This window comes from Streptomyces sp. NPDC104307 (assembly GCF_055584045.1).
Window position 1 is genome coordinate 161,882 of sequence record NZ_JBVJMU010000002.1, and the last position, 17,636, is coordinate 179,517.

Here is a 17,636-nt window from a genome sequence, read left to right on the forward strand (position 1 = left end):
CAGATACTGTCAAGATCCATGCTTCCCGCACATCGTGTGCGAACGCCCGGCACCGATGGGGCGCCGGGCGTTCGCACACGATGTGCCGGTCCCGCGAAGGTCAGCCCGCCGTCACGGTGAGCCGCAGCACCCCGTCGGGACCGGCGAGCAGCACCGGGGTGTCCGCCCCTCCCAGGTCCCGTACGGCCGCTCGGTCCTCCGGCGAAGGCGTCTCGGCCTCCGAGACGACCGCGGCCGCCTCCAGCGAGGTGGCGCCGCTCGCCACGGCCATGGCGACGGCCGTCCGCAGCGCGCTCAGGCGCAGCGACTCCAGCTCCACCGTGCCCGCCACATACGTACGTCCGGTCTCGTCCCGTACGGCCGCGCCCTCAGGCACCCCGTTGCGGGCGCGGGCGCTGCGCGCCAGCGTGACGATCTTGCGGTCCTCGGCGCCGAGGTCGGTGCTATCGCTCATGTGCCGAGCATACGAACCGTGCGGACCCGCGCGGCATCCGGGCGCCCGGCCGTCTCATCCCTGGACCTGGCGCATCATGCCCCGGCGCCCCTCCGGGGAGGCCAGCAGGCGGAACTTCTCCTCCGTGCCGGTGCCCGGCCACGGGTTGTGCAGCACGATCACCAGGTCCGGGCGGGCCGGGATGCGCAGCTGGGTGGCCTCCACGACCAGGGTGCCCACCACCGGGTGGTTCAGCTCCTTGCGCATCTGGCCGCCGGGCGCGATGTCCCGCCGCTCCCAGAGCTCGGCGAACTCGGGGCTGCGCTCCCGCGCCTCGGCCACGATCGCCCGGAATCCCTCGTCGTCGGGGCATTCCGAGCAGGCGGCCCGGAACTGGGCGACGACCTGGGCCGCGATCTCGTTCCAGTCCTTGCGCCGGGCGCGGTGGACCGGGTCGGTGAAGAAGTCGATCACGCAGTTCTGCGTCCGGCCCGGCCCCATCCCCATCACCGTCGCGGCCGCGTCGTTGTACAGGATGACGTTCCAGTAGGCGTCCATGATGTGCGCGGGGAAGGGCATCCAGCGGTCCAGCAGCCGCCGCAGGCCGTCGCACATGTCCGCGTGGGCCGGATCGACCTGAGCGGCGGGCGGGTTGAGCCCGGCGAGCACGTAGAGGTGGCGGCGTTCGGCGCTGCTGAGCCGCAGCACCCGGGCCACCGCGTCCAGCACCTGCGGCGACACGGTGATGTCCCGGCCCTGCTCCAGCCACTGGTACCAGGAGACGCCCACCCCGGCGAGGACGGCGACCTCCTCGCGGCGCAGCCCCGGAGTGCGCCGCCGGGCGCCTCCGTCGGGAAGACCAGCCTCCGACGGGGTGACCCGCGCCCGCCTGCTCATCAGGAATTCCCGCAGCTCGCCGAGCCGGTGCGCCTTGCCCGCGTCCGCCGCGATCCGGGCCGGTGTGCCCACGTACTCCCCCTGGTGTCCGGGCCCGCGCCTGCCTGGTGGTGCGGCCAACAGGATAAGTTCCCGCTCCCCACGGATATTCCGGTGGCCGCAGGCTCATGGACATGGCGATCCATCCCCCGGCTCAAGAAGCTCTCACCCCTCCCGCACCCCCTGCCCCGGACCGGCTCACCGGCCGGGCCCGGCTGGTGCTCCTCGTTCTGTGCGCCGCCCAGTTCATGGTGTCGCTCGACTTTTCGGTACTGAACGTGGCGCTGCCCGTCCTCGGTGACGACCTCGGCCTCAGCCGGTCCGGTCTGCAGTGGGCGATCACGGCGTTCGCGCTGCCGTCCGGCGGATTCCTGCTCCTCTTCGGCCGGATCGCGGACCTCTACGGGCGCCGCCGGATGTTCCTCGCCGGCCTCGCCGTCTTCGGGGCCGCGTCACTGCTGGCCACCCTCGCCTGGAACCCGGCCGCGTTCCTCACCGGGCGGGCGCTCCAGGGGCTCGGCGCCGCGGTGATCGTGCCGACCGGGATGTCCCTGCTCACCACGACGTTCCCGGAGGGTCCGCTGCGCGACCGCGCGCTCGGCATCAGCGGCACGCTGCTCTCCCTCGGCTTCACCGTCGGCATGGTGGCCGGCGGGACGCTCACCGACACCCTGGGCTGGCGCTCCACGATGGGGCTGCTGACGGTGGCCGCGGTGGCGGTGCTCGCGACGGCCCCCGCACTGCTCACGGAGTCCCGCACACCGGACCGGCCGAGGCTCGACATCCCCGGTGCCGCCACGGTCACCGGCGGGCTCCTCGCCCTGATCTACGCCCTCTCCACGGCGGCCGAGCACGGCTTCGGGCGCGGGGACGTACAGATCGCCCTCGTCCTCGGGGTCGCGCTGCTCATCGCCTTCGCGGCCGTCGAGTCGCGTGCGAGGACCCCGCTGGTCTCGCTGCCGATGATGCGCCGCCGCACGGTGGCCTTCGGCAACCTGGGCGGGCTGCTCACCTTCTCGATGATGACCACCGTCGTCTTCGTCCTGACCCTGTACCTCCAGGAGGTGCTGAGCCTGTCCGCGTTCGGGACCGGGCTGGTCTTCGGGGTGCAGGGCCTCGCCTCTGTGGCGGCCGGGGTGTACGCCCCGAAGGTGATCGGCCGGATCGGCGCCCGGCGGACCCTGTCCTTCTCGCTGCTCGGCCAGGGACTGTTCATCGCGGCGCTGCTGGGCCTCGGCGCGGACTCGGGCGTCTGGCTGGCGACCGCCGCGGTCTCGCTGGCCAGCGTCTGCCACCTGGGCGCGATCATCGCGTACGGGCTGACCGTCACCTCCGGCGTGCCGAACGAGGAGCAGGGCCTGGCGACGGGTCTCGTCACCACCACCCAGCAGGTGGGCCTCACGGTCGGCATCCCGCTGCTCGGCGTGATCGCGACGGCCGACAGCTCGCTGTACGACGGAGTCAGGACCGTGGTCGCGGTGGCCGCGGCCCTGCTGATCGTCGCGGCGGGAGTGGTGGCAACGGGCCTGAGAACCGTCTCCAGCCCCGCCGGGGCAAAACCAAGCCCCGCCGCGGCAGAATCAAGCCCGGCTGCGGCAAAATCAAGCCCCTCCGGCGATTGAGGAGCGGGGGCCCGGGGGCGGAGCCCCCGAACCCACCTGGACCACCACCTACCCCCGGTCCAGCCGCAACCGCTCCGCCCGGGGCAGCCCCGCCACCACCAGGTCGTAACTGTCCTCGATCAGCTCACGCAGCTTCGCCGCCGGCAGCCCCGACACCGTCACGGTGTTCCAGTGCCGCTTGTTCATGTGCCACCCCGGCGCCACGGCCTCGTACTTCTCCCGGAGCCGCACCGCGTCGTCGGGGTCGCACTTGAGGTTCACCGTCAGCGGCCGCCCGTCCAGCGCGCTCAGCGCGAACATCTTGCCGAGCACCTTGAAGACGGACGCCTCCGGCCCGAACGGGAACTCCTCGGTGCTCGCGTTGAACTCCAGGCAGAACGCCCTCAGCTCCTTGGGAGTCATGCGGCCGCCTCCTCCTCCGGCGGAGCCAGCGGCTCCACCAGCACCGTGACGATCTTGTTCCGGCGGCCCGCCGGGGACTCGGCGGTGAGTCGCAGCCGTCGCCCGTCGGGCAGCTCCACCTCCGAGGACGCGCCGGCGATCGGGACCCGGCCCAGCGCCTTCGCGAGCAGCCCGCCGACCGTCTCCACGTCCTCGTCGTCGTACTCGTCGAGGCCGAACAGCTCACCGAGGTCCCCGATGTCCAGGCGTGCGGTGACCCGGAAGCAGCCCTTCTCCAGCTCCTGGACCGGCGGGAGTTCGCGGTCGTACTCGTCGGTGATCTCGCCGACGATCTCCTCCAGGATGTCCTCGATGGTGACGATGCCCGCCGTGCCGCCGTACTCGTCGATCACGACGGCGACGTGGCTGCGGTCCTGCTGCATCTCGCGCAGCAGGTCCCCGGCGTTCTTCGTGTCGGGCACGAACGCCGCCGGGCGCATCGCGGTGGAGACCAGATCGGCCTCCGACTCCCGGTTGATGTGCGTCTTGCGGACCAGGTCCTTGAGGTAGACGATCCCGACGATGTCGTCCTCGTTCTCCCCGGTGACCGGGATCCGCGAGAAGCCGGAGCGCAGCGCGAGGGTGAGCGCCTGCCGGATCGTCTTGTAGCGCTCGATGCAGACCAGGTCGGTGCGCGGCACCATCACCTCGCGGACGAGCGTGTCACCGAGCTCGAAGACGGAGTGCACCATGCGGCGCTCCTCGTCCTCGATCAGCGACTCCTGCTCCGCGAGGTCGACCATGGCCCGCAGTTCCGCCTCGCTGGCGAACGGGCCCTTGCGGAACCCCTTGCCCGGCGTCAGCGCGTTGCCGAGGAGGATCAGCAGCTGCGGGATCGGGCCCATGATCCTGGCCAGCGGCAGCAGTACGTACGCGGCCGCCGTGGCGGTGTTCAGCGGGTGCTGGCGGCCGATGGTGCGCGGCGAGACCCCGATGGCCACGTAGGAGACGAGGACCATGACGCCCATGGCGACGGCCAGCGCCTCCCAGGTCTCCGGGAGTTCCTTGAGACAGGCGTAGGTGACCAGCACTCCGGCGGCCATCTCGCAGGCGACCCGCACCAGCAGGGCGACATTGAGATAGCGGGTGGGGTCGGCCGCGACCTGTTCCAGCTTGTCGCCGCCGCGCCGGCCCGAGCGGACCGCCTCGGCCGCCCGGAAGCTGGACGTACGCGCGATACCGGCCTCGGCACACGCCGCCAGCCAGCCGGCGACGACCAGCAGGACAACGCCGAGGACGAGCGGCAGGCTCACGAGACGGTGGGGGCGGGCGACGGGCCGGTCATACCGCGCTCACCGCGCCAGCCGTCCACGATCGCCGCCTGGAGGCCGAACATCTCGGCCTTCTCGTCCGGCTCCTCGTGGTCGTAACCGAGCAGGTGCAGCACTCCGTGCACGGTGAGGAGCTGGAGCTCCTCGTCCATGGAGTGCTGCGTCTCGGCGTCCTCGCCCTGCTTCTTGGCGACCTCCGGGCAGAGCACGATGTCGCCGAGGAGCCCTTGCGGGGGCTCCTCCTCGTCCTTGGCCGGCGGACGCAGCTCGTCCATCGGGAAGGACATGACATCGGTCGGACCCGTCAGGTCCATCCACTGGATGTGGAGCTGTTCCATGGCGTCGGTGTCCACCACGATCACCGAGAGCTCGGAGAGCGGGTGGATCCGCATCCGGGCGAGTGCGTAGCGGGCGATGTCGAGGATCGCCTGCTCGTCGACCTCGGTTCCGGACTCGTTGTTGACGTCGATCGACATGGTGCGCTGCTACTGCTTCCCGTTGTGACGGCCCTGGCCCTTGCCGGCCTGGCCGTGCTGCTCGCCTTGGCTGTCGTACTTCTCGTACGCGTCGACGATACGGCCGACCAGCTTGTGCCGGACGACATCCTGGGACGTGAGCCGGGAGAAGTGCACGTCGTCGATGCCCTCCAGGATGTCCTGCACCTGGCGCAGACCGCTCTTGGTCCCGTTCGGCAGGTCGACCTGGGTGACGTCACCGGTGACGACGATCTTCGAGTCGAAGCCGAGCCGGGTGAGGAACATCTTCATCTGCTCGGCGCTGGTGTTCTGCGCCTCGTCCAGGATGATGAAGGCGTCATTCAGGGTCCTGCCCCGCATGTAGGCCAGCGGCGCGACCTCGATCGTGCCCGCCGCCATCAGCCGCGGGATCGAGTCGGGGTCGAGCATGTCGTGCAGCGCGTCGTAGAGCGGGCGCAGATACGGGTCGATCTTGTCGAAGAGGGTGCCGGGCAGGAAGCCGAGCCGCTCGCCCGCCTCGACCGCAGGCCGGGTCAGGATGATCCGGCTGACCTGCTTGGACTGCAGGGCCTGGACCGCCTTGGCCATGGCGAGGTAGGTCTTGCCGGTACCGGCGGGGCCGATGCCGAACACGATCGTGTGCTTGTCGATCGCGTCGACGTACCGCTTCTGGTTCAGGGTCTTCGGGCGGATCGTGCGGCCGCGGCTGGAGAGGATGTTCTGGGTGAGCACCTCTGCCGGGGTCTCCGCGCCGTCCGCCTGGCCGTTGTCGGTGGCCCTGAGCATCGCGATCGAACGTTCCACAGCGTCCTCCGTCATCGGCTGACCGGTGCGGAGCACCAGCACCATCTCGTCGAACAGGCGCTGGATCAGGGCGATTTCCGCCGTGTTCCCCGTCGCGCTTATCTCATTGCCCCGGACGTGGATATCGGCTTCCGGGAACGCCGCTTCGATCACGCGCAGCAGCGAGTCACCCGATCCCAGGAGCATCACCATGGGGTGTGCGGCCGGGATTTTGATGTGGGCACGCGCCTGCGGCTGTGTTGGTGTCTGAGTCATGGGCCGGCCCTCGGGCCTGCGCATACCTCCCGTTGCAGGGTTCTCGCTGCTCGACAACCTCTGGAGTACCAAGCCTACGACTCTGTACTGACAACACCGAGAGGTTTTCCCGGGCGGGGCGCGGCCCGGCCGGTCACGGCCGGAAGCCGATCGTCGGAACGGCCCTGCGCAGCGGCCAGTGGCGGGCCGTGGCCGGGAGCAGGTCCTGGAGGAACGCGTACCGCTGGAGCGCCGCCGGGTCCTGCCCCGCACAGGTGCGGACCTGCTGCCACCAGGCTGCGATCTCCGCCCAGCCAGGGGCGGAGAGCGAGCCGCCGAACTCCTGGACGGAGAGGGCGGCGGTGAGTCCGGCGAAGGCGAGCCGGTCGGCGAGCGGCCAGTTGGCCAGGGTGCCGGTGACGAACCCGGCGACGAAGACGTCGCCCGCGCCGGTCGGGTCGAGCGCCTCGACCGCGATCGCGGGGACCTCGGCGGCGGTACCGGTGGCCGAGTCGACCGCGTAGGCGCCCTCCGCACCGAGGGTGACGACGGCGAGCGGTACGTGCTCCGCGAGGGCGTGCGCGGCGGCGCGGGGGCAGTCGGTACGGGTGTAGCGCATGGCCTCCTGCGCGTTGGGCAGGAAGGCCTGGCAGTGTGCCAGGTCCGTCAGCCCCGCCAGGTCCCAGCGGCCGGTCTCGTCCCAGCCGACGTCCGCGAAGACCATGGCGCCGCTGCGGGCTGCCGACGCCACCCACGGCTCGCTGCGGCCCGGGACGAGCGAGGCGACGGCGGCGCGGGCCCGGGGCGGGCACTGGGGGAAGGGGGCGGCCGGTCCTGGCGCGGCGGGCGGCGGGGCCTCGTGGCCGTGGGAGACCATCGTCCGCTCGCCCTCGTACGCCATGGAGACGGTCACCGGGGAGTGCCAGCCGCGCACGGTGTGCGACATCGAGAGGTCGATGCCCTCGCCCTGCTCCAGGGCGTCCCAGCAGTACTCGCCGTAGTGGTCGTCGCCGAAGGCCGCGGCCAGTGAGGTGTGCAGGCCGAGCCGGGCCAGGGCGGTGGCCATGTTGGCGACCCCACCGGGGCTGGAGCCCATGCCGCGCGCCCAGGACTCGGTGCCGCGCACGGGGGCGCTGTCCAGGCCGGTGAAGATGATGTCGAGGAAGACCGTGCCGGTGAGGAAGACGTCGCAGTCCGGGTCCTGCGGTGCGCGCAGTCCGTCCAGTGGGTCGATTCCTGGCATCCCAGTGCTCACCTTGCACTCCCCGGTCGTGGCAGTTCCGGCCAGTGTGCCCGATGCACTCCGCCGTTCGGGGGGTCCACGCCGAGTCTGTTCACACAGAGCCTGACCTGCATAAACATGCGTAGCTACCCGCATATAAGCATGACAAACACATAAGTGGCTCAGATCACAGCGAGGCGACTTTCGGTCGGGCGGGGGCGCTTGATACAAATTGGCCCGCGAGCACCGTTGGAGGCGTTTTCCGACGAGTGCGTCGACTTCTTCGCATTTCCTTCACTTTCTGCGTTTTCGCCTTACCCCCTCTCTGTCTTCTCCCGCCTCTTCTGGCATGTCTTCAGGAACGCCCATGTCCTCGCGCCCTCGCGCCGCGTGGCCGCTGGTCGCCGTGTTCACCGCCGGCTACCTCGCCTCATATCTGCTCCCCACCATCGTGGGGAGGCTCTCCGTCTATCTGGGCCTCAGCCCGGCCCAGGGCGGTCTGGTCGGCAGTGCTCTGCTGCTGAGTTCGGCCTGTGCCGGGTTCTGCCTGGCGGGCCGGGTCGAGACGTACGGGCCGCGCGGACCCGCGCGGATCGGACTGACGCTGGCCGCGCTCGGCTACGGCTGCGCGGCGCTGGCGAGTTCGGTACCGCTGGTGGTCATGGGCGTGGTCGTCGGCGGCTTCGGCTCCGGTGCGGCGACCGCGGTCGCCGCGGCGGGCATCGCCGCGCAGCGCGATCCGCACCGGACCTCGTCCCTGGGGCTGCTCAGCGTCTCGGCGACCGCCGGCGTGCTCTACCTGACGATCCCTCACCTGGGCGGCGGGCACCGGCTGCCGTTCGCCTCGATCGCCCTGGCCGCGCTCCTCGTCTGGCCCGCCACGTCCCGGCTGGGCGGCGCGGTGCCCGCGGGTCCCGCCGTCCCCGCCGCCGGCCGGCTGCCGCACCGCCGCTCCGGACTGGTACTGGCGGGCGGCATGCTCATCTGGTCGATGGCGCAGAACGCGCTGTGGGGCGTCAGCAGCCGCATCGGGATAGTGCAGGTCGGGCTCTCCGAAGTCTCCATAGGAGCGGTCTTCGCCGCCGCGCTCGGCGCCGGGCTGCTCGGTGTGATGGGCGCCGGGCTGCTGGGCGCACGGCTCGGACGCGCGGTCCCGATCGGGCTGGGCACCGTGATCATCGCGGCGATGATCGTGGTCAGCTCCTCCGCGAACGGCCTCCGCTCGTTCGCGACCGGCGAGATCGTGTGGAACACCTTCTACCCGGTGGTCCTGTCCTACCTGATCGGTCTGGCCGCGTCACTGGACGTACGCGGCCGCTGGGCGGTCCTCGCGGGCTCGGCCTCCTCGGTGGGCGTGGCCTGTGGGCCGCTGCTGGGCAGCGTGCTGTCCGAGGCATCCGGCTATCCGGTGATGGGGCTGGTCCTGGGGGCCGTGACCCTGCTGGTCGCGGTCCCGGTGACGGCCGTCGCCCTGCACACCGGTGGCCGTCCGCTGGTACCGGGTTCCGTGCGCCGCAGGGGCGGTGCTCCGGCGGCCCTGCTCGCCGTCACCACCGGCGCGGTGCCGGGCGCCGTGCCCAGGCTCGGCGCGCCCGAGCAGGCCATCACGGAACTCAACCTGCCCGAGCTGCGCCGCAGGCGACTGGTCAGGAGTGCGTTCCGGACGGCCGGCCCGGCCGGTCAGTCGAACGCGTACGCCTCGACCTCGGACAGGTAGCGCGCCCGGCGCTCCTCGTCGTGGTCGAGGAAGGCCGCCTCGAAGGAGTTGCGTGCCAGGGTGCGCAGTTGTTCGCGGTCCAGGCCCAGCGCCTCGTGGACGGCGTGGAAGGTGTCCCCGACGTACCCGCCGAAGTAGGCGGGGTCGTCGGAGTTCACCGTGCAGAGCAGCCCGGCGTCCATCATGGCCCGCAGCGGGTGCTCCTCCAGGGTGTCGATGGCCCGCAGCCGTACGTTGGACAGCGGGCAGAGGGTGAGCGGTACCCGGTCCGCGACCAGCCGCTCCACCAGCTCCGGGTCCTCCATGCAGCGCAGCCCGTGGTCGATGCGCTCCACGCCGAGTACGTCGAGCGCCTCCCGGATGTAGGCGGGCGGCCCCTCCTCGCCGGCGTGCGCGACCTTGCGCAGCCCGAGCGCCTCCGCGGCGGCGTACACCTCGCGGAACTTGGCGGGCGGGTGGCCGACCTCCGCGGAGTCCAGGCCGATCGCGCTGATGCGGTGCAGGTGCGGCTTCGCGGCCTCCAGGGTCTCCAGCGCCGACTCGGCGGACCGGTCGCGCAGGAAGCACATGATCAGCTGGGTGGAGATGCCGTGCTTCTCCTCGCCGTGCTCCAGCGCCCGGCCGAGTCCCTCGACGACCGCGCCGATCGGGACGCCGCGGGCGGTGTGCGCCTGCGGGTCGAAGAAGATCTCCGCGTGCCGCACACCCTGCGCCGCGGCGCGGGCGAGGTAGGCGTCGGCGAGCCGGGTGAAGTCGTCCTCGGTCCGCAACACCGCCATCAGCGCGTAGTACAGGTCGAGGAAGCTCTGCAGATCGTCGAAGAGGTAGGCGGTGCGCAGCGCTTCGGTGTCCGCGTACGGGAGGTGCACGCCGTTGCGGGCGGCGAGCTCGAAGGCCAGCTCGGGTTCGAGGGTTCCTTCGATGTGGAGGTGGAGTTCTGCTTTGGGGAGGTGCACGGTTTCTCGCTAACGCAGGTGGTACTGGTGTTGTTACTGGTGACGCGTGGGGACCGGGACCGTGATCAGGTCCCGGGCGACGGTGAGTTCGCCCTCGAATCCGGTGGCGCGGGCCTGGGTCTCGAAGACCCCTGGGTCCGGGTAGCGCTGCGAGAAGTGGGTGAGCACGAGGTGCCGTACGCCCGCTTCCCGCGCCACCCGGGCCGCCTGGGCGGCGGTGAGGTGGCCGTGGTCGGTGGCCAGCCGTTCGTCCTCGTCGAGGAAGGTCGACTCGATGACCAGCATGTCGCATCCCTGGGCGAGCGCGTACACGCCGTCGCAGAGCCTGGTGTCCATGATGAACGCGAACCGCTGTCCGCGCCTGTGCTCGGAGACGTCGTCGAGGGTGACTCCGCCGAGGGCGCCCTCGCGCTGGATCCGGCCGACGTCGGGTCCGGCGATGGAGTGTTCCGCGAGCCGGGCGGGCAGCATGCGGCGCCTGTCGGGCTCGACGAGACGGTAGCCGTACGACTCGACGGGGTGGGACAGCTTGTGGGCGCTGAGCGTGTACGCGTCCGTGGTGGCCAGCGGTCCGTCGGCGGCGACCGGGGCCTGGTCCAGCTCGACGGACTCGCGGTAGGCGGTCGCGTACCGCAGCCGGTCGAAGAAGTGCTGTCCGCTCGCCGGGTAGTGGGCGGCGACGGGGTGCGGGACCTGGTCGAGGTTGATCCGCTGGATCACCCCGGCCAGGCCGAGCGAGTGGTCGCCGTGGAAGTGCGTGACGCAGATCCGGTTGATGTCGTGCGCGGCGACACCGGCCCGCAGCATCTGGCGCTGGGTGCCCTCGCCGGGATCGAAGAGGAGGCCCTCGCCGTCCCAGCGCAGCAGGTAGCCGTTGTGGTTGCGGTGCCGGGTCGGGACCTGGCTGGCGGTACCCAGGACGACGAGTTCACGTGCGGACACGGTGTGCGGTGGTCCGTTCTAGCCGGGGGGCCACTGGAGGCCGCGGCCTCCCAGGACGTGGGCGTGCGCGTGGAAGACGGTCTGCCCGGCGCCCGCTCCGGTGTTGAACACGACCCGGTAGCCGGTGTCCGTGATCTTCTCGTCGGCGGCGACCTGCCCGGCCTCGCGCACCACGTCCGCGAGGACCTGCGGTTCCGCCGCGGCCAGGGAGGCGGCGTCGGGGTGGTGGAGGCGCGGGATGACGAGCACGTGGGTGGGGGCCTGGGGGTTGATGTCGCGGAAGGCGACGGTGGTGTCGGTCTCCCGGATGATGGTGGCCGGGATCTCGCCCGAGACGATCTTGCAGAACAGGCAGTCGGGCTGCGGTTCTCCCGCCATGTGGTGCTCCTTGGGTCTCGGTGATCCGTTGGGAGCAGCCTAGCGGGGCCGCCGGGTGGTTTCGGGGGCGCTGCCCCCGGACCCCCGCTCCTCAATCGCCGGAGAGGCTTGAATTCGGACCTCGCCGCTCGAAAGCGGACGGGGGCCGGACCGGCGCGACCGGCACAACACCCAGCCCCGCCGGCGTTTGAGGCGCGGGGCCCGGGGCGGAGCCCCGACACCCAGCCTCGCCGGCGTTTGAGGCGCGGGGCCCGGGGCGGAGCCCCGACACCCAGCCCCGCCGGCGTTTGAGGCGCGGGGAGCGGGGCGGAGCCCCGGTTACGGGAAGGGGCGGGGTGGGGAACAAGCCCGCCGCAGGCGCCCCGGCGCCCCAGGGACCCGCCCCGCCCCTGCCCCCCACACGTCACGACGGCAGCCGCGGCGCCGTCTTCGCCGGGGTGACGGCCAGCGACTCCAGCGCGATCCGGATCGCCTCGTCCAGCTGCGGGTCCCGCCCCGCCGCCCGGTCCTGCGGCGTCATGACGACCTCGACGTCCGGATCGACGCCGTGGTTCTCGACACCCCAGCCGTACCCCTCCATCCAGAAGGCGTACTTGGGCTGGGTGACCAGCGTGCCGTCCACCAGCCGGTACCGGCTGTCGATGCCGACCACGCCGCCCCAGGTGCGGGTGCCGACCACCGGGCCGATGCCCATCAGTTTGATCGCCGCGTTCACGATGTCCCCGTCGGAACCGGAGAACTCGTCCGCCACCGCGACGACCGGCCCGCGCGGCGCGTCGCCCGGGTAGCTGTGGGCCTGCCTGCCGCGGGGCAGGTCCCAGCCGACGATGCGGCGGCCCAGCTTCTCCACGATCAGCTGCGAGATGTGGCCGCCCCGGTTCTCCCGGACGTCCACCACCAGCCCTTCGCGGGCGACCTCTGTGCGCAGGTCGCGGTGGATCTGGGCCCAGCCGGGGCCGGCCATGTCGGGGACGTGGACGTAGCCGAGGCGCCCGCCGGAGTGCTCGTGGACGTATGCGCGCCGGTCGGCGACCCACGCGTGGTAACGCAGCGGCTCCTCGTCCGCGATCGGTACGACGACGACATGGCGCGGGTCGCCGCCGCCGGCCGGGGAGACGGTCAGCTCGACCGGGTGGCCGGCCGAGCCGGTGAGCAGCGGCCCGGGGCCGGTGACGCGGTCCACGGGGTGGCCGTCGACCGCGAGGATGGCGTCCCCCGCGCGGACGGCGACGCCCGGTGCGGCGAGCGGTGCGCGGGCGGCCGGGTCGGAGGTCTCTGAGGGCAGGATCCGGTCGATGCGCCAGCTCCCGTCCTCGGCGCGGGAGAGGTCGGCGCCGAGCAGTCCCTGGCGCGCCGAGTCGTCGTGCCAGCCGCCGATCGGCCGCACATAGGCGTGGGAGGTGCCGAGTTCGCCCTGTACCTCCCACAGCAGGTCGATGAGGTCGTCGTGGGTGGCGACGCGCTCCAGCACCGGCCGGTAGCGGTCCAGGACGCCGGTCCAGTCGACGCCGCCCATGTCGGGGCGCCAGAAGTTGTCCCGCATGATGCGGCCGGCCTCTTCGTACATCTGCCGCCATTCGGCGGCCGGGTCCAGGGTGCGGCGGATCCGGGAGAGGTCGACGGTGACGCTGCCGTCGCCGTCGTGGTCGTCGTCGGAGCCCGCCGCGACCCGGCTGTCGGACGGTACGACGCGCAGGGTGCCGCGGCTGTGCAGCACCAGCCGCCTGCCGTCGCCGCTGACCGCGAACCGGTTGACGTCGGAGGCGAGTTCCTCGCAGCGCAGCTTCTCCAGGTCGTACCGCTCCAGCACGGTCTCGGGGCGGCGGGCGTCGGGCGTGGCCGCGCTCGTGCCGAGGACCCCGACGACCGGGTGGCGCAGCCAGAGCAGTCCGTCCTTCGCGGCCCGCAGCGAGGAGTAGCTGGCCGCCTCGACGGGCAGGGCGAGGATCCGGTCCGCGAGGCCGTCCAGGTCGATGCGGGTGACCGGGAGCGCGGTGGGGTTGTCGTCGCCCTCGCCGCTCTTCTCCCGCTCGGTCGGGCGGCCGTGCAGCTGCGGCCCGAACGGGGAGGGGGTGGTCGCGGCGAGCGTCAGCAGGTGCGGCCGGCAGCCGCCGATGAAGGCCAGGTCGAAGACGTGTGAGTCGTAGACCGGGTCGAAGGCCCGCTCGGAGAGGAAGGCCAGGTGCTTTCCGTCGGGGGTGAAGGCGGGTGCGAAGTCCCGGAACCGCAGCGGGGTCGCCTCCGCGACCGTCAGGTCTGCCAGGTGGGCGAGCTTGAGCTGGCTCAGCGGCTCTGGACCGGGGTGCGACCAGGCGAGCCAGGAGGAGTCGGGTGAGAAGACGAGTCCGGAGGCGTCGCCGTGCTCGCTGCGGTCGACCTCGTGGACCTCGCCGCTCTCCCGCTCGACGATCAGTACCCGTCCGTCGTGGGCGGCGACGGCGAACCGGCTGCCGTCGGGGGCGGGCGCCAGGTCGAGGACCCGGCCGATCCGGCCTGCGGCGAGGCGGCGCGGTACGGCGTCGGGCGAGGTGCCGGTGGCGGGTGCGCACTCCAGCGCGTCGTCGCCCTCCGCGTCGGTGACCCAGACGACGTGCTGGTCGCCGTCGGCCTGGAAGGTGCGGGGCAGCCTGGCCCGTACGCCGGGTTCGACGGCGAGTGCGCGGGCCGGGCCCTCGCGGTGGGTGACCCAGTGGACGGCTCCGCGGGACCCGACCGCGCTGCCCCGCCCTGTGCGGTCGGGGGACGCGGCGCTCAGGTGGCTGCCGGCGTGCACGGGGTGCGGCTGGAGGTCGGCGCGCTGGCCGCCCAGCCGGATGTCGAGGCGGCGGGGGGCGTCGCCCTCCAGGCTGTCCAGGAGCCAGAGTTCACCGGCGGAGGCGTAGGCGATCCGGGTGCCGTCGGTGGCGGCGTGCCGGGCGTAGAAGCCCTCGATGCCGGTGTGCCGGCGCGGATCGCTGCCGTCGGGCAGGGAGGAGTAGAGGGCGCCGACGCCTTCGTGGTCGGAGAGGAAGGCGATGCGTCCGCCCACCCACATCGGGCACTCGATGTTGCCGTCGAGCTCCTCGTTGACCCGGACGAACTCCTGCGGCTCCCCTTCGCCCGGCGCCTCCTGCGCGGCGATCCACAGCTTGCCGGCCGTGCCGCCCCGGTAGCGCTTCCACTTGGCGGCCTCGCGCCCCATGGTGGCCGAAAGCAGCAGGATCCGTCCGCCGGGTCCGTAGGCGAGGGAGCCGACCGGTCCGTACGGCAGGGTCCGGGCGGGCCCGCCGTCGACCGGTACGGCGCGGGCCCAGGTGCGGCGCAGCGAGACCTGGCCCTGGGTGCTGAGGACCAGCACCTCGCCCTCCGGGGTCCAGCCGTGCACGGCTGTCTGCGCGTCGCCCCAGTAGGTCAGCCGCTTGGAGGGGCCGCCGTCGACGGGGGCCAGGTGCACCTCCGGCGCCCCGTCCCGGGTGGACGTCCAGGCGACGAGAGTGCCGTCGGGAGATATCCGCGGCTGGGCCACGGGGCGGTTGTCCGCGCTGACCCGCCAGGCGCGGCCGCCGTCGAGCGGCGCGAGCCAGACGTCGTCCTCTGCGGTGAAGGCGATCAGCTCGCCCTGGACATGGGGATACCGGAGGTAGGAAGGCTGTGTCACAGCGATCACCCTAGGCCGAGGCCGCGGCCGGGGAAACGGAGTTGGCCGGAGTCCGACGCGGTCGGTGTCCCGCGCACTCACTTGCCCTGCGGCGATTCGGTCACCGTCACCGTGACCGTCACGGTCGGCCGGGCCCCTCCCCCGCTGCCGCCCGCGCTGCCGCCCGCCGGGGGCCGGGGCGGCGCGGACGAGGAGGGCGCGGCGTCGCAGTTGCCGAGCATCGTGGCGCGGAAGACGGTCTTCCCGGCCGCCTTCGCGGTCATGTCACCGCTGACGCACCGGCCTTCGACCTCGCGGTCGACCTTGCCGTCGAGGCTGATGTCCTTGCCCTCCTTGGTGCGGCCGTTGCAGTCCACGTCCGCGATCCGGCTGGTGGCGGGGGCGGACGAACCCGTCCGGGAGCCGGCGCTCGCGCCGCCGCCGGTCCGTGCCGTGCAGCTCAGCCACTGCACGTGCACCCCTTCGTGCTCCAGCGCGCGGGTGGCGGTCTGATCGGTCGTCACCGCGATGGACGCGGAGTCGAGTCCGTTGACCGGGTCGCAGGCCGAGAGTCCGGCGACGACCGTGCCGGTGAGGCAGATCACGGCCGGAAAGCGTCGGATCCGTCGATTGCGCCATGCCCTTGATGTCCCCATACGGGCAGCTTCCCACCGCTCCTGACGGTGCGGTAGACCGCTTGCGGCCAGAACCGGCCAAGGTTCGGGGAAACGGCCCGATTCATGACCAGCGGCCGGTGCGGCCGAGCAGCAGGGCGGTTGCCGCCGTGCCCGCCGTGGACGTACGCAGCACGGTCGGCCCGAGCCGGCAGGTCCGGGCCCCGGCGGCGGTGAACGCGGCCAGTTCCTCGGGCGATACGCCGCCCTCCGGGCCGACGACCAGCACGATCTCGCCCGCTTCCGGCAGCTCCGCGGTGGCCAGCGGTTCGCCGGGGTACCCGCGGTCCTCGTGCAGCACGGCCGCGAAGTCTGCGGTGGCCAGAAACGCGGCGACCTGCTTGGTCGTCATCGCGTCCGCCACCTCGGGGAACCGCACCCGGCGCGACTGCTTGCCGGCCTCGCGGGCGGTGCCACGCCACTTCGCCAGCGCCTTGAGGCCCCGGTCGCCCCTCCACTGGGTGATGCAGCGCCCGGCCTGCCAGGGAACGATCGCGTCGACGCCGGTCTCCGTCATCGTCTCGACGGCGAGCTCGCCCCGGTCGCCCTTGGGCAGGGCCTGGACGACGGTGATACGGAGGCCGGGCCGGGGTTCCTCGTGGACCGGCTCCAGGCCGCCGAGCACCAGCCGGTCCTTACCCTCGGCGGCGGAGACCACGCCTTGCGTCCAGCGGCCCCGGCCGTCCGTCAGGACGACCTCCTCCCCGGCGTGCAGGCGCCGGACCGAGACGGCGTGCCGTCCCTCCGGGCCGTCCAGGACGAACCCGGGCCCGGTGGGCAGCTCCTCGACGACGAAGACGGGTGCCGTCACTGCGTGCTCCTTGTGCTCACTGCCGCCCGTGCGGCGTCCAGTTCCCCGACGAGCAGGGCGACGAGCCGGCCGGCCGTCAGCTCGCGTGCCATCCGGTGCCCCTGGCCGGCCCACAGCGCCATGCCCTGCGCGTCCCCGGCCTTGGCCGCCGCCTTGCGCAGCGGTGCGGTCAGCTGGTGGATCTGCGGGTAGGCGGCCGGGGCGTACGGCCCGTGCTCGCGGACGAAGCGGTTGACCAGACCGCGGGCCGGGCGCCCGGAGAAGGCCCGGGTCAGGGTGGTGCGGACGAACAGCGGGTTGGTCAGGGCCTGCTTGTGCAGCAGGTGGGCGCCGGACTCCGGGCAGATCAGGAAGGCGGTGCCGAGCTGCGCGGCATCGGCCCCGGCCGCGAGCACCGCCGCGATCTGGGAGCCGCGCATCAGCCCGCCGGCCGCGATGACCGGGATCTGCACGGTCTCGCGGACCTGGGCCACCAGGCTGAGCAGCCCGGTGCCGATCCCGTCGGCCTGCGGGTCGTCGCGGTGGGTGGACTGGTGGCCGCCCGCCTCGACGCCCTGGGCGCAGACCGCGTCGACGCCTGCCCACTGCGCGGCCTGGGCCTCCTCGGGCGTGGTGACCGTCACGACGGTGTACGTGCCCACGGCGGCGAACGCGTCGAGGGTGTCGCGGGTCGGGCAGCCGAAGGTGAAGGAGACGACCGGGACCGGGTCGTCGAGCAGGATGGCGAGCTTGGCCTCGTAGCCGTCGTCCCCGTCGGACTCGGTCTCGCCGAGCGGGGTCTCGTACCAGGTGGCCTCGCCCGCGAGCTGGTGCCGGTAGACGTCGACGGCGCTCGGGTCGGCGAGGTTGGGCTGCGGCATGAAGAGGTTGACGCCGAAGGGCTGGCCGGTCAGTCCGCGGACCTGCTTGACGTCGTTGTACATGCCGTCCGCCGTCTTGTACCCGGCGGCCAGGAAGCCGAGCCCGCCGGCCTCGGCCACGGCTCCGACGAGCTGCGGGCAGGAGACTCCGCCCGCCATCGGGGCCTGCACGATCGGATACCGGCAGAGATCGGTCAACGCGGATGGCATGACGGCATCGTGTCATGCCCGTCCTGTCCCGTG

At 72.4% G+C, this 17,636-nt stretch carries 16 protein-coding genes; 2 read left to right on the forward strand and 14 right to left on the reverse strand.

Annotated elements, in window-relative coordinates:
- Nucleotides 1–100: 100 nt before the first annotated feature.
- Both ACZ601_RS07430 and ACZ601_RS07435 read right to left on the reverse strand, forming a co-directional pair.
- Nucleotides 101–454 (reverse strand): cytidine deaminase, encoded by a 354-nt coding sequence (locus tag ACZ601_RS07430; RefSeq protein WP_024491636.1) that lies wholly within the window; start codon nucleotides 452–454, stop codon nucleotides 101–103.
- Between the two features lie 54 nt (nucleotides 455–508).
- Nucleotides 509–1,402: a helix-turn-helix transcriptional regulator gene (locus tag ACZ601_RS07435; RefSeq protein WP_469534225.1), complete on the reverse strand. Its 894-nt coding sequence runs from the start codon at nucleotides 1,400–1,402 to the stop codon at nucleotides 509–511.
- 95 nt (nucleotides 1,403–1,497) lie between these two features.
- On the opposite strand from ACZ601_RS07435, the gene ACZ601_RS07440 reads away from it, so the two are divergent.
- A complete protein-coding gene (locus ACZ601_RS07440) occupies nucleotides 1,498–2,991 on the forward strand; it encodes an MFS transporter (protein WP_469534228.1) in 1,494 nt (497 codons plus the stop codon).
- A gap of 48 nt (nucleotides 2,992–3,039) precedes the next feature.
- Here ACZ601_RS07440 and ACZ601_RS07445 read toward each other — a convergent pair whose 3' ends face one another.
- From ACZ601_RS07445 to ACZ601_RS07465, 5 genes are all read right to left on the reverse strand, one after another.
- Nucleotides 3,040–3,393: an MmcQ/YjbR family DNA-binding protein gene (locus ACZ601_RS07445; RefSeq protein WP_440576096.1), complete on the reverse strand. Its 354-nt coding sequence runs from the start codon at nucleotides 3,391–3,393 to the stop codon at nucleotides 3,040–3,042.
- Entirely contained in the window at nucleotides 3,390–4,685 is a 1,296-nt protein-coding gene (locus tag ACZ601_RS07450; protein WP_469534231.1) for a hemolysin family protein, read from the reverse strand. The genes ACZ601_RS07445 and ACZ601_RS07450 overlap by 4 nt, the downstream gene beginning before the upstream one ends.
- Nucleotides 4,682–5,179 carry an rRNA maturation RNase YbeY gene (gene ybeY / locus ACZ601_RS07455; protein ID WP_073735968.1) on the reverse strand — a complete coding sequence of 166 codons (498 nt, stop codon included), beginning with the start codon at nucleotides 5,177–5,179 and terminating at the stop codon, nucleotides 4,682–4,684. Before ybeY ends, ACZ601_RS07450 begins: the two co-directional genes overlap by 4 nt.
- Before the next feature lie 9 nt (nucleotides 5,180–5,188).
- Nucleotides 5,189–6,238: a PhoH family protein gene (locus ACZ601_RS07460; RefSeq protein WP_469534235.1), complete on the reverse strand. Its 1,050-nt coding sequence runs from the start codon at nucleotides 6,236–6,238 to the stop codon at nucleotides 5,189–5,191.
- Nucleotides 6,239–6,371: 133 nt separating this feature from the next.
- Nucleotides 6,372–7,472, reverse strand: a complete 1,101-nt coding sequence (locus tag ACZ601_RS07465; RefSeq protein ID WP_469534238.1) for a carbohydrate kinase family protein — start codon at nucleotides 7,470–7,472, stop codon at nucleotides 6,372–6,374.
- 334 nt (nucleotides 7,473–7,806) lie between these two features.
- Between ACZ601_RS07465 and ACZ601_RS07470 the strand changes: the two genes are divergently transcribed.
- On the forward strand, nucleotides 7,807–9,156 hold the full coding sequence (locus tag ACZ601_RS07470; protein ID WP_440578978.1) for an MFS transporter: 1,350 nt from the start codon (nucleotides 7,807–7,809) through the stop codon (nucleotides 9,154–9,156).
- Here ACZ601_RS07470 and ACZ601_RS07475 read toward each other — a convergent pair.
- The 7 genes from ACZ601_RS07475 to ACZ601_RS07505 form a co-directional block, all read right to left on the reverse strand.
- Nucleotides 9,120–10,112: an adenosine deaminase gene (locus ACZ601_RS07475; protein WP_469534240.1), complete on the reverse strand. Its 993-nt coding sequence runs from the start codon at nucleotides 10,110–10,112 to the stop codon at nucleotides 9,120–9,122. The genes ACZ601_RS07470 and ACZ601_RS07475 overlap by 37 nt on opposite strands.
- Before the next feature lie 33 nt (nucleotides 10,113–10,145).
- Nucleotides 10,146–11,054 (reverse strand): ribonuclease Z, encoded by a 909-nt coding sequence (locus ACZ601_RS07480; RefSeq protein ID WP_469534243.1) that lies wholly within the window; start codon nucleotides 11,052–11,054, stop codon nucleotides 10,146–10,148.
- An 18-nt stretch (nucleotides 11,055–11,072) separates the two neighbouring features.
- Nucleotides 11,073–11,432 carry a histidine triad nucleotide-binding protein gene (locus ACZ601_RS07485; RefSeq protein ID WP_440578975.1) on the reverse strand — a complete coding sequence of 120 codons (360 nt, stop codon included), beginning with the start codon at nucleotides 11,430–11,432 and terminating at the stop codon, nucleotides 11,073–11,075.
- A gap of 403 nt (nucleotides 11,433–11,835) precedes the next feature.
- Nucleotides 11,836–15,069, reverse strand: a complete 3,234-nt coding sequence (locus ACZ601_RS07490; RefSeq protein ID WP_469534246.1) for a S41 family peptidase — start codon at nucleotides 15,067–15,069, stop codon at nucleotides 11,836–11,838.
- Between the two features lie 77 nt (nucleotides 15,070–15,146).
- Nucleotides 15,147–15,653: a hypothetical protein gene (locus tag ACZ601_RS07495; protein WP_469534249.1), complete on the reverse strand. Its 507-nt coding sequence runs from the start codon at nucleotides 15,651–15,653 to the stop codon at nucleotides 15,147–15,149.
- 133 nt (nucleotides 15,654–15,786) lie between these two features.
- A complete protein-coding gene (locus tag ACZ601_RS07500) occupies nucleotides 15,787–16,533 on the reverse strand; it encodes a 16S rRNA (uracil(1498)-N(3))-methyltransferase (protein ID WP_469534252.1) in 747 nt (248 codons plus the stop codon).
- The gene (locus ACZ601_RS07505) at nucleotides 16,530–17,603 is read right to left on the reverse strand and encodes a nitronate monooxygenase (protein ID WP_469534254.1); all 1,074 of its coding nucleotides are present in this window, start codon (nucleotides 17,601–17,603) and stop codon (nucleotides 16,530–16,532) included. The genes ACZ601_RS07500 and ACZ601_RS07505 overlap by 4 nt, the downstream gene beginning before the upstream one ends.
- Nucleotides 17,604–17,636 lie beyond the last annotated feature (33 nt).